The organism is Pseudovibrio sp. Alg231-02, assembly GCF_900143565.1.
GTDB lineage: Bacteria > Pseudomonadota > Alphaproteobacteria > Rhizobiales > Stappiaceae > Pseudovibrio.
The window spans coordinates 35,247-49,517 of the sequence record NZ_FREX01000012.1 but is presented as its reverse complement, the minus strand read 5'-3'; the positions used below and the strand labels follow the sequence as shown (position 1 = coordinate 49,517).

General features: G+C 53.0%; 15 protein-coding genes. 6 read left to right on the top strand and 9 right to left on the bottom strand.

The window, feature by feature from the left end:
- Position 1: 1 nt before the first annotated feature.
- The 3 genes from DHN43_RS23715 to DHN43_RS23705 all read left to right on the top strand — a co-directional run bounded on the left by DHN43_RS23715 (position 2) and on the right by DHN43_RS23705 (position 2,899).
- Positions 2–1,120 (top strand): amino acid ABC transporter permease, encoded by a 1,119-nt coding sequence (locus DHN43_RS23715; RefSeq protein ID WP_063289167.1) that lies wholly within the window; start codon positions 2–4, stop codon positions 1,118–1,120.
- Between the two features lie 39 nt (positions 1,121–1,159).
- On the top strand, positions 1,160–1,957 hold the full coding sequence (locus DHN43_RS23710) for an amino acid ABC transporter ATP-binding protein (RefSeq protein ID WP_063289166.1): 798 nt from the start codon (positions 1,160–1,162) through the stop codon (positions 1,955–1,957).
- A 138-nt stretch (positions 1,958–2,095) separates the two neighbouring features.
- Positions 2,096–2,899 (top strand): hypothetical protein, encoded by an 804-nt coding sequence (locus DHN43_RS23705; RefSeq protein ID WP_159096970.1) that lies wholly within the window; start codon positions 2,096–2,098, stop codon positions 2,897–2,899.
- Between the two features lie 33 nt (positions 2,900–2,932).
- Here DHN43_RS23705 and DHN43_RS23700 read toward each other — a convergent pair whose 3' ends face one another.
- On the bottom strand, positions 2,933–4,048 hold the full coding sequence (locus tag DHN43_RS23700; RefSeq protein WP_108820295.1) for a trypsin-like serine peptidase: 1,116 nt from the start codon (positions 4,046–4,048) through the stop codon (positions 2,933–2,935).
- A gap of 97 nt (positions 4,049–4,145) precedes the next feature.
- On the opposite strand from DHN43_RS23700, the gene DHN43_RS23695 reads away from it, so the two are divergent.
- The gene (locus tag DHN43_RS23695) at positions 4,146–5,174 is read left to right on the top strand and encodes a hypothetical protein (RefSeq protein ID WP_108820294.1); all 1,029 of its coding nucleotides are present in this window, start codon (positions 4,146–4,148) and stop codon (positions 5,172–5,174) included.
- Positions 5,175–5,277: 103 nt separating this feature from the next.
- Here the strand turns inward: DHN43_RS23695 and DHN43_RS23690 are convergent, their stop codons facing one another.
- Positions 5,278–5,892 (bottom strand): TetR/AcrR family transcriptional regulator, encoded by a 615-nt coding sequence (locus tag DHN43_RS23690; RefSeq protein ID WP_084404769.1) that lies wholly within the window; start codon positions 5,890–5,892, stop codon positions 5,278–5,280.
- Between the two features lie 87 nt (positions 5,893–5,979).
- Here DHN43_RS23690 and DHN43_RS23685 point away from each other — a divergent pair, with 87 nt between their 5' ends.
- Positions 5,980–6,783: an HD domain-containing protein gene (locus DHN43_RS23685; RefSeq protein ID WP_108820293.1), complete on the top strand. Its 804-nt coding sequence runs from the start codon at positions 5,980–5,982 to the stop codon at positions 6,781–6,783.
- A 6-nt stretch (positions 6,784–6,789) separates the two neighbouring features.
- Here the strand turns inward: DHN43_RS23685 and DHN43_RS23680 are convergent, their stop codons facing one another.
- Positions 6,790–7,377, bottom strand: coding sequence for a TetR/AcrR family transcriptional regulator (locus tag DHN43_RS23680; protein WP_057464415.1), 588 nt, complete (start codon positions 7,375–7,377; stop codon positions 6,790–6,792).
- 101 nt (positions 7,378–7,478) lie between these two features.
- Here DHN43_RS23680 and DHN43_RS23675 point away from each other — a divergent pair, with 101 nt between their 5' ends.
- Positions 7,479–8,093 (top strand): NAD(P)H-dependent oxidoreductase, encoded by a 615-nt coding sequence (locus DHN43_RS23675; RefSeq protein ID WP_108820292.1) that lies wholly within the window; start codon positions 7,479–7,481, stop codon positions 8,091–8,093.
- 61 nt (positions 8,094–8,154) lie between these two features.
- Here the strand turns inward: DHN43_RS23675 and sseA are convergent, their stop codons facing one another.
- The 6 genes from sseA to DHN43_RS23645 all read right to left on the bottom strand — a co-directional run bounded on the left by sseA (position 8,155) and on the right by DHN43_RS23645 (position 14,031).
- Entirely contained in the window at positions 8,155–9,000 is an 846-nt protein-coding gene (gene sseA, locus DHN43_RS23670) for a 3-mercaptopyruvate sulfurtransferase (RefSeq protein ID WP_063289161.1), read from the bottom strand.
- A 3-nt stretch (positions 9,001–9,003) separates the two neighbouring features.
- Positions 9,004–9,729 (bottom strand): alanyl-tRNA editing protein, encoded by a 726-nt coding sequence (locus DHN43_RS23665; RefSeq protein ID WP_108820291.1) that lies wholly within the window; start codon positions 9,727–9,729, stop codon positions 9,004–9,006.
- A gap of 67 nt (positions 9,730–9,796) precedes the next feature.
- Positions 9,797–10,441, bottom strand: coding sequence for a LysE family translocator (locus DHN43_RS23660; RefSeq protein WP_063305375.1), 645 nt, complete (start codon positions 10,439–10,441; stop codon positions 9,797–9,799).
- A 90-nt stretch (positions 10,442–10,531) separates the two neighbouring features.
- Positions 10,532–11,962, bottom strand: a complete 1,431-nt coding sequence (gene cls / locus DHN43_RS23655) for a cardiolipin synthase (protein ID WP_108820290.1) — start codon at positions 11,960–11,962, stop codon at positions 10,532–10,534.
- A 96-nt stretch (positions 11,963–12,058) separates the two neighbouring features.
- Positions 12,059–13,096, bottom strand: coding sequence for a cysteine synthase A (locus tag DHN43_RS23650; protein ID WP_063297508.1), 1,038 nt, complete (start codon positions 13,094–13,096; stop codon positions 12,059–12,061).
- 245 nt (positions 13,097–13,341) lie between these two features.
- The gene (locus tag DHN43_RS23645) at positions 13,342–14,031 is read right to left on the bottom strand and encodes a hypothetical protein (protein ID WP_063292380.1); all 690 of its coding nucleotides are present in this window, start codon (positions 14,029–14,031) and stop codon (positions 13,342–13,344) included.
- Positions 14,032–14,271 lie beyond the last annotated feature (240 nt).

Sequence of the window (14,271 nt, the reverse complement as noted above, 5' to 3'; positions counted from 1 at the left end):
CATGAGTGAAAATAATTTCGCCTTTGTCTCGACCTCTGAAAAGCCTCAGTTGCCACCTCCCCAGGGTACAACTGGTGCTGTCGGCTGGATCCGTGAAAACCTGTTCTCGTCTCCGCTGAACACTATTTTGACGCTGCTCTCAATTTTTGTGGTGTATTCAACCGTACCGGGTGTGGTCAATTGGGCGTTTGTGGATTCAGTCTGGAATGCGAACTCTCTGGATGAATGCCGGGCACTGACAGAAAATGGTGCTTGTTGGGCCGTTATTCGTGAGCGTTATCATCAGTTCCTGTTTGGTTTTTACCCAACTGAGCTGTACTGGCGTCCGATTCTGGCTTTCGTGCTGCTGTTCCTAGCTCTTGTACCCGCCCTTTGGGATGGTATGCCAAAGCGCAGTACAGCGTTGATGGCTTCTATGGCATACCCATTTGTGGCGTTCTGGCTGATTTGGGGTGGTTTTGGTCTTGAGCCGGTTTCCTCCACTAAGCTGGGCGGTTTGCTGCTGACCATGATTATCGGTGTTTCCGGTATTTCGTTCTCGCTTCCGATCGGTATCGTTCTTGCGCTGTCTCGCAGTTCCAATCTGCCTATTGTGAAGTCTCTGGCGATTATCTTCATCGAGTTCATTCGCGGGGTGCCGTTGATCACCTTGCTGTTTGTTGCGCACGTTCTGCTCAACTACTTCCTGCCAAAGGGCGTGAACTTCGACATCGTGCTGCGTGTTGTCATCATGGTGACCTTCTTTGCCAGTGCTTATATGGCAGAGGTCATTCGCGGTGGTTTGGCTGCATTGCCAAAAGGGCAGTATGAAGCAGCGGATGCATTGGGGCTGAGTTATTGGCAGAGTATGCGTCTGATTATTCTGCCGCAAGCGCTCAAAATTTCCATCCCAGGTATCGTGAACACCTTCATTGGCTTGTTCAAAGACACCACACTGGTTTTGATTATTGGCCTTATGGATCCTCTCGGATTGGTTGCGCCAACGCTCGCTGACCAACGTTGGAATGGTATTTTTGTGGAACTTTATGCGTTTATCGCGTTCATGTTCTTTATCTTCTGCTTTGCAATGTCCCGATATTCGATGTATTTGGAACGCAAACTGCATACCGGCCATCGCTAGTCGCCTGGCGCAAGCCAAGAGAAACTCGGAGAAATAAAAATGAGTGACGCAAATCTCGCTGATGTTCAGGCGGACCGCTCAAAAATGCAGATTTCGGATACCGATGTGGCTATCGAAATCAACGGCATGAATAAATGGTATGGTGACTTTCATGTTCTGCGCGACATTAACCTGAAGGTTATGCGCGGCGAGCGTATCGTTATCTGTGGTCCATCGGGTTCTGGTAAGTCCACGATGATCCGGTGTATCAACCGTCTTGAAGAGCATCAGAAAGGCCAGATCGTCGTTGACGGTATTGAGCTGACCTCTGACCTCAAGAAGATTGATGAGATCCGCCGTGAAGTCGGTATGTGCTTCCAGCACTTCAACCTGTTTCCGCATCTGACCATTTTGGAGAACTGTACGCTGGCTCCAATCTGGGTTCGCAAGATGCCTAAGAAGCAGGCTGAAGAAGTTGCGATGCATTACCTTGAGCGCGTGAAGATCCCTGAGCAGGCCAACAAGTACCCAGGTCAGCTTTCCGGTGGTCAGCAGCAGCGTGTGGCGATTGCCCGTTCGCTGTGTATGAACCCGAAGGTTATGCTGTTTGATGAGCCGACATCCGCGCTTGACCCTGAGATGATCAAGGAAGTGCTAGACGTGATGATCGGTCTGGCGGAAGAGGGTATGACCATGCTCTGCGTGACCCACGAAATGGGCTTTGCTCGCAAAGTGGCAAACCGCGTGATCTTTATGGATCAGGGGCAGATTGTTGAGCAGAATGAGCCTGAGCCGTTCTTTACCAATCCGCAGCATGAACGTACTCAGCTGTTCCTCTCCCAGATCCTCAATCACTGATCTGGAAAGAGTTCCCAATTCAAAGCCTCGCTGTTTCAGCGGGGCTTTTTTCTTGTCTGCTGTCAGCCGTTTTCACAGTTTGCCTGCCGCCACGTCTTTCCTTGCAGAGCAATGGCTCTCAACAAGGAAAAGCAAAAAATGGCAGAATTTGACCTCTACGAAGGTATCGTCCAGCATTCCTCTAAATCCTGTGGTGCTTACTGTGTGAACGCAGCTCTTGCTCAACTGGGCTTCATGCCCAAAGCGACTGATGTCGACACGCTCAACGCAGCCGATCTCACCAAAGGTTATGATGTCACAACCGATCCAGGGCGCATCAATTTATGGCGGCTGAGTCACTTGATCTATCATCGCTTGCAGATTGCTGAGGTGGTGACGACGCAGACTTACAAAGTTTCAGGAAATCTGGAACTTGATCTTACAGCTTCGCCAGGTCCAACTGCACTTTATAAAGAAAATGACGGAACAGTAGATTTGGAGAACAGCCCTTCGGGTATGGTTGCTGTTGCGAAAACTCTTGCCCCGGGTCTGGCAAAGAACATTACTTATTACACTGCATTCGGCAAAGGCTTGTTCAACAACTTCAAAGTTCTGAATGCGGCTGGTGGTTATCTCTTCAATCGTGAGGAAGACCTGATTCAGAACAAGCTCGGCAAGACTGTGAGCCTGTCCACCGTGACCAGTATTCCGTTCCAGACCAATCAGGTGAACCTTATTCTGGTGCAGTATGCGGGCACCAATACGATGCATTGGGTTGCTGGTACGCGTCATCTGACGGATACGGATAAGGCCATGATTTATGATCCTGTGACAGGAGATGTTCTGGAGATCGCGACCACCGGACACTTCAAACCGCAGACCAGCTCTTCCGCAAAGCCAGCGACACAGATCGGCCCGAACTCCTACGAGTTTCCAGGCATCTGGATACGGTTGGGAGCTTAATGTATCTGCCTGCTATAATATGATGTTGCAGAGTTACAAAGCCTGTGTGCTTCTTACAGCGGCGCGCAGGCCTCTGCGTTGGGCGCCGGGGCTGCTCCATGATTTTAGGAGGAAGTCGCGGATGTCGGCGTGGTGGGCTTTGGTGAACTGAGCAGTTTCCAGTGCATCTACGATACGAGAGGTACGGATGCCTTCATTAGCTGCGTAGGCGATCTGGTCAGGGTGTCTGTGTACGGTTGCCCGACTGATGGGCTGGCCGTTCTTGCCCAGAATGTCACCTTGTGTGTTGGTTTGCGGGATTGCCATGTGGTGTACGGCGACGACCTCCCAGCGACTGTTAAAGACAGGGGAACCGGAGCTTCCTTTTTGCGTATCGCCGGAATACCAGCAAAACATGTGTGCATCAGTTCCATTTTCAATATGAAGAAGGTGGTTGTTATGGACGACCACGGCTTTGTTGCGTCCAAGGGGATGCTGAATGATATTAATCGGATCTCCCTTCTTGATTTTGCCTTGCTGGCGGATGAGGGCGTGCCAGCCATAATGGTCCAGTGGAATGAAGCTCGGGTCTTCGTCCACGACGGCCGCGATGGCTATGTCCAGTTCTTCGTTGGCCCAGAAAAAGCGGTCTGGTTCGATGGAGCAGATTTTCGAGGGTGTCTGATTGCCGATGCGGTTAGCTTCTGCGCCGAGCTCGAAAAAGTGCTGGCGCGCTTCGCGCTCATTGGGCAAAACATGGTGGTTCGTCATGATGAGACCGTGCCCAACCAGAAAGCCGGTGCCGAACCTAAGTCCCTCAACATGCTCAATTCTGCCAACTGAGCGCGCGGCATATAGGCCGTATTCAAAGAACTCGATTGGGAGGAGGTCGTTGCGCGTGCCGATCAAAGCTTCCTTGCCCAGTCTTGAGAGATCTTGCACGTCATCCTCAAAGATTGAGGGCTGCGCAGAGATGGTACAGCCTTCTGATAAGGCGAGCGTGGCCTGCCGTTTCTGATAGAGATTCAAGCGTTCCCGGCTATCTGTCTCCGCTTGCGTGCCTGCAAGAATTGCACTGCGTGTCTTGTTTAAATCCCCCAGACGGCTTTGCAATCTATGAGTCGCTTTTTCAAGTAATACATTGTTTAAGTTTTGTAATTTAAGGGTCATGAAAAGTACCTTTAAATTGTTATCTGCATATGGCAAGCTTAATCATAAACTCACCTCTTGTGTAAAGTTTATCTGTAAATCTAGGAGGGGGAATACTATGAAAATTACATATGATGAGTTTTTGAAAATTGCTCGGGACCCAAATGTCCCAGAGGAACAACTGCTAAAATACTGTGATGTTGTTGAGCATTCAGGTGCATTTGACATACAGTTCAAGATAAAGCCTGACATGGTGCAGATGACCGAGGCTGATCAGGAGTTTGAGAATGCTCTTCAGATCGGCAATTGGGCATCTCGTATTCGGCGGTATTGGCGGTTCAAAGATGCGCTCAGGGATCATCCAGAGCGGCCAATGCTGATTTCGGAAGGGGACAGCTGGTTCCAGTTTCCGATCCTGATTGATGACGTCATTGACCATCTCAGCGCACACTTCAACATTTACTCGTTAGACGCTGCCGGGGATACGGCGCAGAACATGGTGTATGGCGCGAACCGGGCGCGGCGGCGTGAGTATCTCTCCGCGCTGCTTGAATACAAGGATCAGGTGTCCGGGTTCCTGTTCTCGGCTGCCGGGAATGACGTGATCGGCGAAGATCCGGATACCGGTGTTGCAGTGCTTTTCGACGTTTTGCGAGACTTTAACGGCGATATCACTGATGTGGAAGGGCACATCGACCGTGTGGTGTTTGATGAGAAACTTGCTTTCCTCAAAGGGGCTTATGAGCGGGTGATCAGCGACATTCGCGGTGTTGCCAAGCTGCAGGAGATGCCTGTCTTCGTGCATGGATATGATTACGTGTTCCCATTCAGATGGGAGGGAGATACGCGTGATCCGCTGCATGCGGCTCAGGATGAATGGCTGGGTGAACCGCTGTCAGACCGCAATATTCCGAGTGTGCTTGGGCGTAAGGTCATCAGCGCAATGCTGGATGAGCTCTATGCTATGCTTGATGGTCTGGCGGCGAGTGATGCCAATGTCATCGTGGTTGACTGCCGGGGGGCTATGCCAAATCTAACAGACTGGGTGGATGAAATCCACGGCACGTCTGATGGATTTGCGAAGGTAGCGAGCCGGTTTAAGGCTGCTATTGATCAGGCCCTCGTGGCGCAAGGTGCCATGACCTGATTTAGTTGGGTGAGTGAGTGACTGTAAGTGCACCGGTGTTGAAAGCCGGTGCACTTTCTATTGGCCGATGGGCGGCGTGATCTGCTTTGTTTCCATGCAGATGTCATGCAAGAATTTGCTCAATGCCTGCCTTTGCTGTGCGTTCCAGTTCGTCTCGCGAGGTGCCGGACCGGGCGCGAAGGGAGAGGCCGTTCAGCAGGCAGCCCAGCAGGTGGCCGGTGATTTCAGCGGTTTGTTTGGGCTGGATTTTCCGGTCTTTGATCGCCGCCTCAACGGTTTCGCGCATGGTCTGGTCGATCCGGTCGAGGACCATTTTCAGGACTTCTTTGATCTCTTCATCTGCGCCTGCTTCAGACGGGGCTGTGCAGGTGACGAAGCAGCCCATCGGGCCGCCGTCACTCTTTGCTTTGGGTCGGTAGATCTCCATGGCCTGCATGAAAACTTTTTCCAGCCCGCGTGAGATCTCTGTCTCGGACAGGATGGCCGCTTCGGTGCGTTTGCCCATCATTTCGGCAAAGTGCTCCAGGCACTTGATGTAGATGTCCTTCTTTGAGCCGAAGGTGGCGTAAAGGCTTGGGCGGTTGATTTTGGTCTCTGCGGAGATCTGATCCAGACTGGTTGCCGAGTAACCGTTTTTCCAGAAAATCCGCTGAATTGTGGTCAGCGCTTCGTCTTTGTCAAAAAGGCGCGGGCGTCCGCGTGGGCGTGATGGACTCATTTATGTACTGCTTCGCATAAAAATATTGAGCTCTAAATATTGATGCGATACGGTACATAATTATTTTTGTTTTTGGAAGAGCGAGTTATGTCTGTGACAGCAAAGGATTGCAGAGCCTCTGAGCGCATGATGGGTAGCCTGAATTGGGGCAATCGGGACGGGGCGTACAGCAAGGGGCGGCTGACGCCTCTGGAACATCTCACACTGGTTGGCAATCTGGTGCGCACGCAGTTGGTTGAGCTGGGTGACAGCGTGAAGGACCGGTTGGGCTTGTTAGCGCCGGTTTCTTCTGAGCTGGAAGCGCTGCTGCCTGCTGAGACGGGATTGGTGCGCGATAGCCTTGATTTTGCTGTTGAGACGCATGATGCGAGATTGCTGCATCACAGCTGGCGGACCTATCTGTTTGGCGTGCTGCTGGGGGAGTATGCAGGTGTGCCGTTTGATCGGGAGCTCTTGTTCTCAGCGGCCATTTTGCACGACAGTGGGCTGATCAATGATCGTGAGACCCAAGTGCATGAGTGTTGCTTTGCGATCTCCGGGGCTGAAGTGGCGTGCAATCATCTCTCCAGTTGTGGGCATGATGCTGATACGGTGCATAGGGTTGGCGACGCGATTGCGCTGCATCTGAATGCCTATGTGTCAGCGCGGGCGCATGGGGGTGAGGCGTATCTGGTGAACCGAGGGGCGATGTGTGATCTGTTTGGGGCAGGGCATCGCCGTCTTGCCAAGTCCAGCGTAGATGAAATCATGCACAAGCACCCGCGTGATGGGGTGATTGAAGCGTTGGAGTTTGAAACTGCGGACCACCTGAAAGGCACGCGGCCTTATGTGTTGACCAAGCTGACAGGTGGCAAAGCGCCCAAAACGGCGTTTGATGTCTACGGGGTGTAGCGCCGCCTAAAGCACCAGTGAGAGCAGCTTTTGAACTTCGGTGTGCTGCTGTTGCGTGTCTTTGTATTCGCCGCAGACACGGCCAATTGCGACGTGAATCATGAAAGCGCGGACGGAGACTGCACCGAGTTTTGGATCAATTGCTCGGATAGATTTGTCCTGCTGACCCTTCTCAACACTTGCTTGAAAGAGCGCATCAATGCTGATCGCGACATTTATGAAGTTTTCTGCTCTGGTGCCTTTTTCCCAACCAGCAACGTCGATGAAGATGCGCAGGAATTCTGGTTGTTTTTCAAAGTATTCCAGGATTCCCATGAGAGATTGATTCAATACATCCCGCCCGTTGAGGGGGCTGCTTTCTGCTGCCTTGTGAAGACTATCCACGCAGGCTTTCAGCTCCTTCAGGCCAATCTCAGCAAACAGTCCCAGCTTGTCGCCGAAGTGAGCGAAGAGCGTGCCTTTGGAAACGTTGGCTTGCTCGGCAATGCTCTCTGTGCTGACCGCATTGAAATTGCCTTCATTGAACAGGCTCGTTGCCGCCACCAAAATGCGCTGGCGGGTTTCCTGTGCTCGTTTTTGTTTGCCCTGAAGCATGGTTCCCTCAATCTGAATAATATGACTATGGTCAAAAAAATAAATTGACTCCAGTCATATTTTGAAAATAAGTTGACCGTAGTCAAATAAATGGAGTTTCCATGACAAACAGAATTTTTGTGTTTAGCGGTCATCTCGGCAAGGACCGTCTTGGGCATGCGCTGGCTGAAACATATGCCGAAGCGGCACGCCAATCCGGAGCGGAGGTTCGTGTGATGAACCTGAGCACTATGAGCTTTGAGAGTGCGTTGTTCTCAGGTGACTTTAAAGGAGATCAGGTGCTGGAACCGGATGTGGCTGCTTTTCAGGAGAACCTGAAATGGTGCAGTCATTGGACGCCAATTTATCCGCTGTGGTGGGGCGGTATGCCGGGGCCTATGAAGGGGCTGCTGGACCGGGCCCTGCTGCCGGGTGTTGCCTTCCAGATTGTGGAAGGGGAAGAGCTGCCAGCCAAACTGTTAAAAGGCCGCAACGCCCGTGTGATCATCACCAGTGATACAGCCGCGCATTATTATGAAGAGCTTTATGAGTGTGCGCATGACAAGGTGATGGGACGTCAGATTCTGGACTTCATCGGGTTTGAGGAGCACAGCTTCAAGATGTTCTCGCCAACCTATCTGGCGGGTGAGGACGAGCGCGCTGCATGGATTGCGGAAACCGCTGAACTTGGCAAACAAGATGCGCTTGCAGTGCAGGATGTGTTGGCGGTAGCTTAAAGAAAAGCCCTGCAGGTCAATTACTTGCAGGGCTTTGTTGCGAATGTGAATCTGGTTTAACTCAGGCTGGTTCGCTGATGACTTCGGTCTTTGAGCTTGAGCCCCATTCGGTCCACGAGCCATCGTAAAGCGCGTTCTTAGTGAAGCCTACTTGCTCCAGAGCCAGCGTGATGACAGCAGCTGTTACACCTGAACCGCAAGAGGTGATTACCGGAGTGGTGGCATCGACGCCCGCTTGCGCAAAGATGTTCTGCAGGTCTTCTTTAGAGCGCAGCTTGCCATCGTTCAGCAGTAGGCCAAACGGCAGGTTCAGAGCACCTGGCATGTGACCAGCGCGCACGCCTTCGCGTGGCTCTGGTGCCAGTCCTTTGAAGCGCTCTGGAGCGCGTGCGTCAAGCACAAGGTGGCTGCTGGTTTCCAAGGCATCCTGCACCTCGTTGAGGTTGCGCACCATGTCGTTGTTCAGCATGGCTGTGAAGTGGCGTTCCATGCGGGCTGGCACTTCGTCAGAGACCGGATAGCCTTCTTCCTTCCACGCTGGCAAGCCACCGTCCAGCACGAAGACGCTCTTTACACCAAAGGCGCGGAACATCCACCAGACGCGGGCTGCGGAGAAAATGCCCATGCCATCATAGAGAACGATGGTCTGGCCATCGCCAATGCCCATCTTGCGCATTTTGGATGAGAATACATGTGGTTCCGGCATCATGTGCGGGAGTGGGGAATTCTGGTCGGACACATCGTCAATGTCCATGAACAGTGCGCCGGGAATATGCTCTTGCTCGTATTCCTTTTTGGCGTCACGCTCCATGGCAGGCAGATACCAGGAAGCATCAATGATAACTACATCAGGAGCATCAAGGTGGTCTTTGAGCCAGCTTGTCGAAACAATCGGGTCCTGTGCCATGTTTTAGTCCTCCAACTGGATACGGACGCGTCTGTTCTGACGGCCTTTTTTCTCTATCTTAGTGATGACAGCTTTGCCAATCTGTGCGGTTTGCGACACGTGTGTTCCGCCACATGGCTGCAAATCAACATCTTCCCCAATTCTTATCAGCCTTACCCGTCCGCTGCCCATAGGTGGTTTTACACTCATGGTTTTAACGAGGCCCGGGTTTGCTTCCAGCTCCTCGTCGGTGATCCATTCCTGAGTGATGGCGTCATCGCCTGCAATGAGGTTCTGTAGCTTGCCTGTCAGCTCTTCTTTGTCCAGTGCAGCTTCTGGAATGTCAAAGTCCAGACGGCCTGTGCCATCGCTGATCTGGCCACCGGTGACGGGGAAAGGCAGCACGACGGAGAGCAGATGCAAAGCTGTGTGAACGCGCATGTGCTTGTAGCGGGTTTCCCAGTCAATGTGCGCAGTAATCTTTGCGCCGCTGGTCAGCCCTGCGGGAAGCTCGGTGCCATCAACTGGCACATGCACAATCTGGCTGCGGTCTTTGGAATAAACAGCTGTTGCAATTGGAATGTGGGTGCCATCCTCCAGCTCAAGCGAGCCGCAGTCACCCGGCTGGCCGCCGCCATTGGGGTAGAAGCAGGTCCGGTCCAGAATGATGCCACCTTCCGGAGTGATTTCGTTTACAGCGGCTTCGCTGCTGCGCAAGTAAGCATCTTCACGGTACAAATGTTCGGTCATGGAATAATCTCAAATGGATTGAACAGGTGCGCCATGAAATGAATTGGCGCACCTTTAACTGGTGATCTTAAGCGGTGGTGCGTGCGCTGAGCAGCTTCACAGCGAACGCTGCCATGATGCCAGCGAAAGAATAGTCGAGGATGCGCATCACCCGCGGCGAGCTACGCAGGAACTTGGAGACCGCAGAGGCGCCAAACACCATTACCAGACTGCTTGGCACATTCAGCAGAATAAAAAAGAAGCCAAGGAACAACAGTTTTGAGGTTGCGTATGGATCAGAGGCAGACACGAACTGCGGCAGGAAGGTGACGAAGAACAGCACAACTTTCGGGTTGAGCAGGTTGATCGTGACAGCCTTTGCCCAAATGGCTCTGGGAGTTTCGCGGGATGCTTCGCCTTCTTCCAATGAGAGGGCGGACCCGTTGCGCAGGATCTGGAAAGCCAGGTAAACCAGATAGAGCGCGCCTACCGTTTTGAGGACCTGGAAGGCAAATTCAGATGCGGCGAGCAGGGCGGAAATGCCAACCGCTGCCAGAAACGCATGGATCATGATGCCGTTGGTTGCGCCGATAATCGCAACCAGTCCGGCTTTTCGGCCCTGTGTGAGCGTTTTGCTCATGAAGAAGGTCATGTCCGGTCCGGGAGTAATGGACAGGATGAAGGCAGCAAGGGTAAAGCCCGCCATCACGCTTAGTTCAGGCACAAAATACATGCGAAAAGCCCTCTGGGTTATTATTCTCAGTTGGCCCCTAACGTATTTCAGTGCCCCAACGCAAGTCTACTGAAGCGTACTCATCAAAAACTAAAGTATTGGTGAGAACAGGCGGGCGGCCTGGGCGAGGACGCGGAAGGCGTAGCGGCGGTTGTTGAGTTCCAATCGGTCTGTCTGACGGGCGCCTTTGAAATCCTGCTGTAGCATCTCTTCTGTCTTACTGATCATGTTCTGACCCGTGAACCAGAGCGTGATTTCGAAGTTGATGTTGAAGGAGCGGTTGTCAAAATTGACTGTGCCAATGCCTGCCAGTTCCTCATCGATGAGGATGACCTTTTCGTGCAGGAAGCCTTCCAGATAGCGATAGACCTTGATGCCATGGCTGGCGAGGTTATCTGCATGGGCATAGCTGGCGAGCCAGACAAGCCAGTGGTCGGCTTTTTCGGGTAGGAGGATGCGGACGTCCACGCCGCGTAAAGCGGCTGCGTAGAGGGCTGTGAGGACCTCAATGCCCGGTACAAAGTAAGGGCTGACGATCCAGATGCGTTCCTTGGCTCTTGAAATGCTCTCCACAAATGTGATGGCGCAGTCTTCCTGAATGTCTGCCGGCCCTGTCGGCATGACCATGACGCTTTCCCCGCCCGTTTGGGAGAAGGAGGAGGGCAGCTCCAGTTGCAGTGTCTTGCCTGTTGCAAATTGCCAGTCTTCGCTGAAGGAGAGTGTGGCTGCGAGCGCTGCCGGGCCCGTGACTTTGACATGGGTGTCGCGCCAGTGACCAAACTCTTTTGACAGCCCCAGATACTCCTCACCGATGTTGTGGCCGCCGATCCAGCAGTGTTTGCTATCTGTGACCACGACTTTGCGGTGATTGCGGTAGTTGAGGCGCATGGGGCCGAGCATGCGCATAAGGCGATGGCGTCTGTTGAAAGCGCTGACGCGGACACCAGCGTCTTGCAGGCGCGTGAGGTACTGCGTGGAAAGAGAGCGGGAGCCGATGTCGTCGTAAAGTAGGCAAACGTGCAGGCCCGCTTTGGCGCGTTCTATCAAGGCATCTGCCAGCTCCAGTCCTGCGCTGTCTTCGCGGATGATGAAGAACTGGACAAGAACATGCCTTTCGGCGGTGCGGATGCCTTCAATGATGGAGGCAAACATAGCTGGACCATCGATGAGCAGGTCACACTGGTTGTTGGCGAGAAAAGGCACCGAGGCTACACGGGTGTGTACCGGCCACTGGGTGTTGGCTGCGCTGTCTACATAGGGTGTGTGACGATTGAGGACGTCCGCTTCAATCTGGGAGATGTCATCGCGGACCTCGATGTAATCATCCAGCCGCTTCCATGCGAAGACGAAGTAGAGCGGGACTGTTGGCATGGGGATGAAAAACAGGGAGAGCAGCCAGGCAATGCTGCCTTGCGAGGTGCGCGAGTACATGATCTCGCGAATGGCGCAAATGACTGCCAAAGCATAGAAAAGAACACTGAAAATTGCGATCAGGGGAAGAAGGCTAAATGAGGATTCCAAGCGCTACAACTCCTGTAATGCGAGGACCTACTTATAGCTGTGCCAAGAGGAATGGTCAAAACCTCTTGGCGTATTGTGCAGTGCTTTCCGTTAAGGTCAGGCAGCTTCAAATGGAATGGCGATTTCGGACTTGCGTTCCATCCATTCTGGCACTGGCAGGCCTTTTTCGCGCAGGAAGGTCGGGTTGAACATCTTGCCCTGATAACGGGTGCCGTAGTCGCACAGTATGGTCACGATGGTGTGGCCGGGGCCGAGTTCTTTTGCGAGACGGATTGCGCCAGCGACGTTGATGCCGGAGGAGCCGCCAAGGCAGAGGCCTTCGTGTTCCAGAAGCTCGAAGTTGATCAGCAGGCCTTCTTCATCAGAGATGCGGTAAGGGATGTCGATCGGTGCATCTTCCAGATTGGCGGTGATGCGGCCCTGACCGATGCCCTCCGAAATGGATGAGCCTTCGGACTTCAGTTCGCCGTGGGCGTAATAGTTGTAAAGCGCTGCGCCGTGTGGGTCTGCAAGGCCGATCTTGATGTTCGGGTTCTTTTCCTTCAGGCCGATGCCGGTGCCGGCAAGCGTGCCGCCGGTGCCGACCGCACAGATAAAGCCGTCCACTTTGCCGTCGGTCTGCTGCCAGATTTCCTGAGCGGTGGTTTCAATGTGGCCCTGACGGTTGGCGGTGTTGTCAAACTGGTTGGCCCAGATGGCACCTTGCGGGTGGGTTCTGTTCAGCTCTTCTGCGACCCGCTGCGAGACTTTGATGTAGTTGTTCGGGTTCTTATAGGGGACAGCGGGAACTTCGATCAGCTCAGCGCCAGCGATGCGCAGCATGTCTTTCTTTTCCTGAGACTGGGTCTCGGGAATGACGATGACGGAGCGGTAGCCCAGGGCGTTGCCGACAAGCGCGAGGCCGATGCCGGTGTTGCCAGCCGTGCCTTCCACGATGATGCCGCCCGGTTTGAGCGTGCCGCGTTTGACTGCGTCATTGATGATGAAGAGCGCGGCGCGGTCCTTGACGGACTGGCCCGGGTTCATGAACTCGGCTTTGCCGAGAATTTCACAGCCGGTTCGCTCGGAGGGGCCTTTGAGGCGAATAAGTGGAGTGTTGCCGATGGCTTCGATGGCAGAGGCGCGCGTATCCATAGTTTCTCTCAAATAATTCGTATGACCAAAAATCAGAATGCGGGTGTTTACCCCTTTTGAGACCACGCTACTGCGCTGACCTCACGAGAACAAGAAATGGGCTGCCAAAGGGTGCGTCAGACTAGGATATTATTCTCTTGGCAATCGCGCATGAGAACAAAATTGCTCACGGGGTGCGTGGCTTTCGAATGAGTGCGCTAAATGCGATTTGAGAGAGTATCGATTTGCGCGCCGTCCCGTCTCTGTCAGGATCTGCTTTCCAGCCAGGTGATGGCATCCTTGGTGGCTTTCCAGAGGATCTCACCGTTCTCACCTGCGCGTAGCATGAAGGAGTTATGGACTTCCTTTGGGACGGGCTGCACTTCCAGCAGGTTCACCTGCGTATCCAATGCCGGAGCAAAAGCTTCCTTGCGGGTGATGACAAAGCGCTCATCGGTTGGCACGCGGGACTGGTCTTTCTTCAGGCTGGCAGATTGCAGTGCTTTGTTGTGAGTGGCTGGCTGCATCACGGTGACGGCAATGGCTCTGCCATCTGGCAGCAGATGCGTCTCGTTTTGCTGGACCTCGGAATTGTAAATGACCTCGCCGTGGGTATCAATCAACTCGACCCACAGGGTCTTGCGGCCCTCAATTTCCACTTCACCAACCCAGATGGACAAATCGCTTTCTAATGGATCGGCGTAGGGTGTTTTGGAGGGCGGAGCAACGGTGACGGCCAGATAGTCCTCTGGCATGGCGTAGGTGTTGCCGTTGTCGGACTTTTCGATGAGCTGAGGGCCTGATGTTGTGGCAGGTGCGGAGGCGGGTGGCGTTTCTGCGTGCGAAGGCGCAGCCAAAGCGAGTGGCGCAGCAATGCAGGCGGCAAGAAACCCTGATCTTGTGAGATGCAACTTGAAGGTTTGCGGCAGACCGCAGGATGGCAACAGACTACTCATTTATGGCTCCCTGACTTTTACGCAGCAACTTTCCCAGAGGGGGCGCCTTATTATGTGCACTTCACTAGTTATCACTTAGTAGTGATTATGATAATATGCACTAGATATATTAGAGGTATACGCATTTACTTAGGGTATCTATGCCATAATAATTGTATATAAATTATGTTTCGCGTATTTATACTTTCAGGTTATTTAAATGCTATTATGTAAAATTTTCATTGTATTGATTTTCTATAT

Coding starts and splice junctions, on each gene's coding strand:
- DHN43_RS23715 (WP_063289167.1), top strand. CDS start 2: ATGAGTGAAAATAATTTCGCCTTTGTCTCGACCTCTGAAAAGCCTCAG.
- DHN43_RS23710 (WP_063289166.1), top strand. CDS start 1,160: ATGAGTGACGCAAATCTCGCTGATGTTCAGGCGGACCGCTCAAAAATG.
- DHN43_RS23705 (WP_159096970.1), top strand. CDS start 2,096: ATGGCAGAATTTGACCTCTACGAAGGTATCGTCCAGCATTCCTCTAAA.
- DHN43_RS23700 (WP_108820295.1), bottom strand. CDS start 4,048: ATGACCCTTAAATTACAAAACTTAAACAATGTATTACTTGAAAAAGCG.
- DHN43_RS23695 (WP_108820294.1), top strand. CDS start 4,146: ATGAAAATTACATATGATGAGTTTTTGAAAATTGCTCGGGACCCAAAT.
- DHN43_RS23690 (WP_084404769.1), bottom strand. CDS start 5,892: ATGAGTCCATCACGCCCACGCGGACGCCCGCGCCTTTTTGACAAAGAC.
- DHN43_RS23685 (WP_108820293.1), top strand. CDS start 5,980: ATGTCTGTGACAGCAAAGGATTGCAGAGCCTCTGAGCGCATGATGGGT.
- DHN43_RS23680 (WP_057464415.1), bottom strand. CDS start 7,377: ATGCTTCAGGGCAAACAAAAACGAGCACAGGAAACCCGCCAGCGCATT.
- DHN43_RS23675 (WP_108820292.1), top strand. CDS start 7,479: ATGACAAACAGAATTTTTGTGTTTAGCGGTCATCTCGGCAAGGACCGT.
- sseA (WP_063289161.1), bottom strand. CDS start 9,000: ATGGCACAGGACCCGATTGTTTCGACAAGCTGGCTCAAAGACCACCTT.
- DHN43_RS23665 (WP_108820291.1), bottom strand. CDS start 9,729: ATGACCGAACATTTGTACCGTGAAGATGCTTACTTGCGCAGCAGCGAA.
- DHN43_RS23660 (WP_063305375.1), bottom strand. CDS start 10,441: ATGTATTTTGTGCCTGAACTAAGCGTGATGGCGGGCTTTACCCTTGCT.
- DHN43_RS23650 (WP_063297508.1), bottom strand. CDS start 13,096: ATGGATACGCGCGCCTCTGCCATCGAAGCCATCGGCAACACTCCACTT.
- DHN43_RS23645 (WP_063292380.1), bottom strand. CDS start 14,031: ATGAGTAGTCTGTTGCCATCCTGCGGTCTGCCGCAAACCTTCAAGTTG.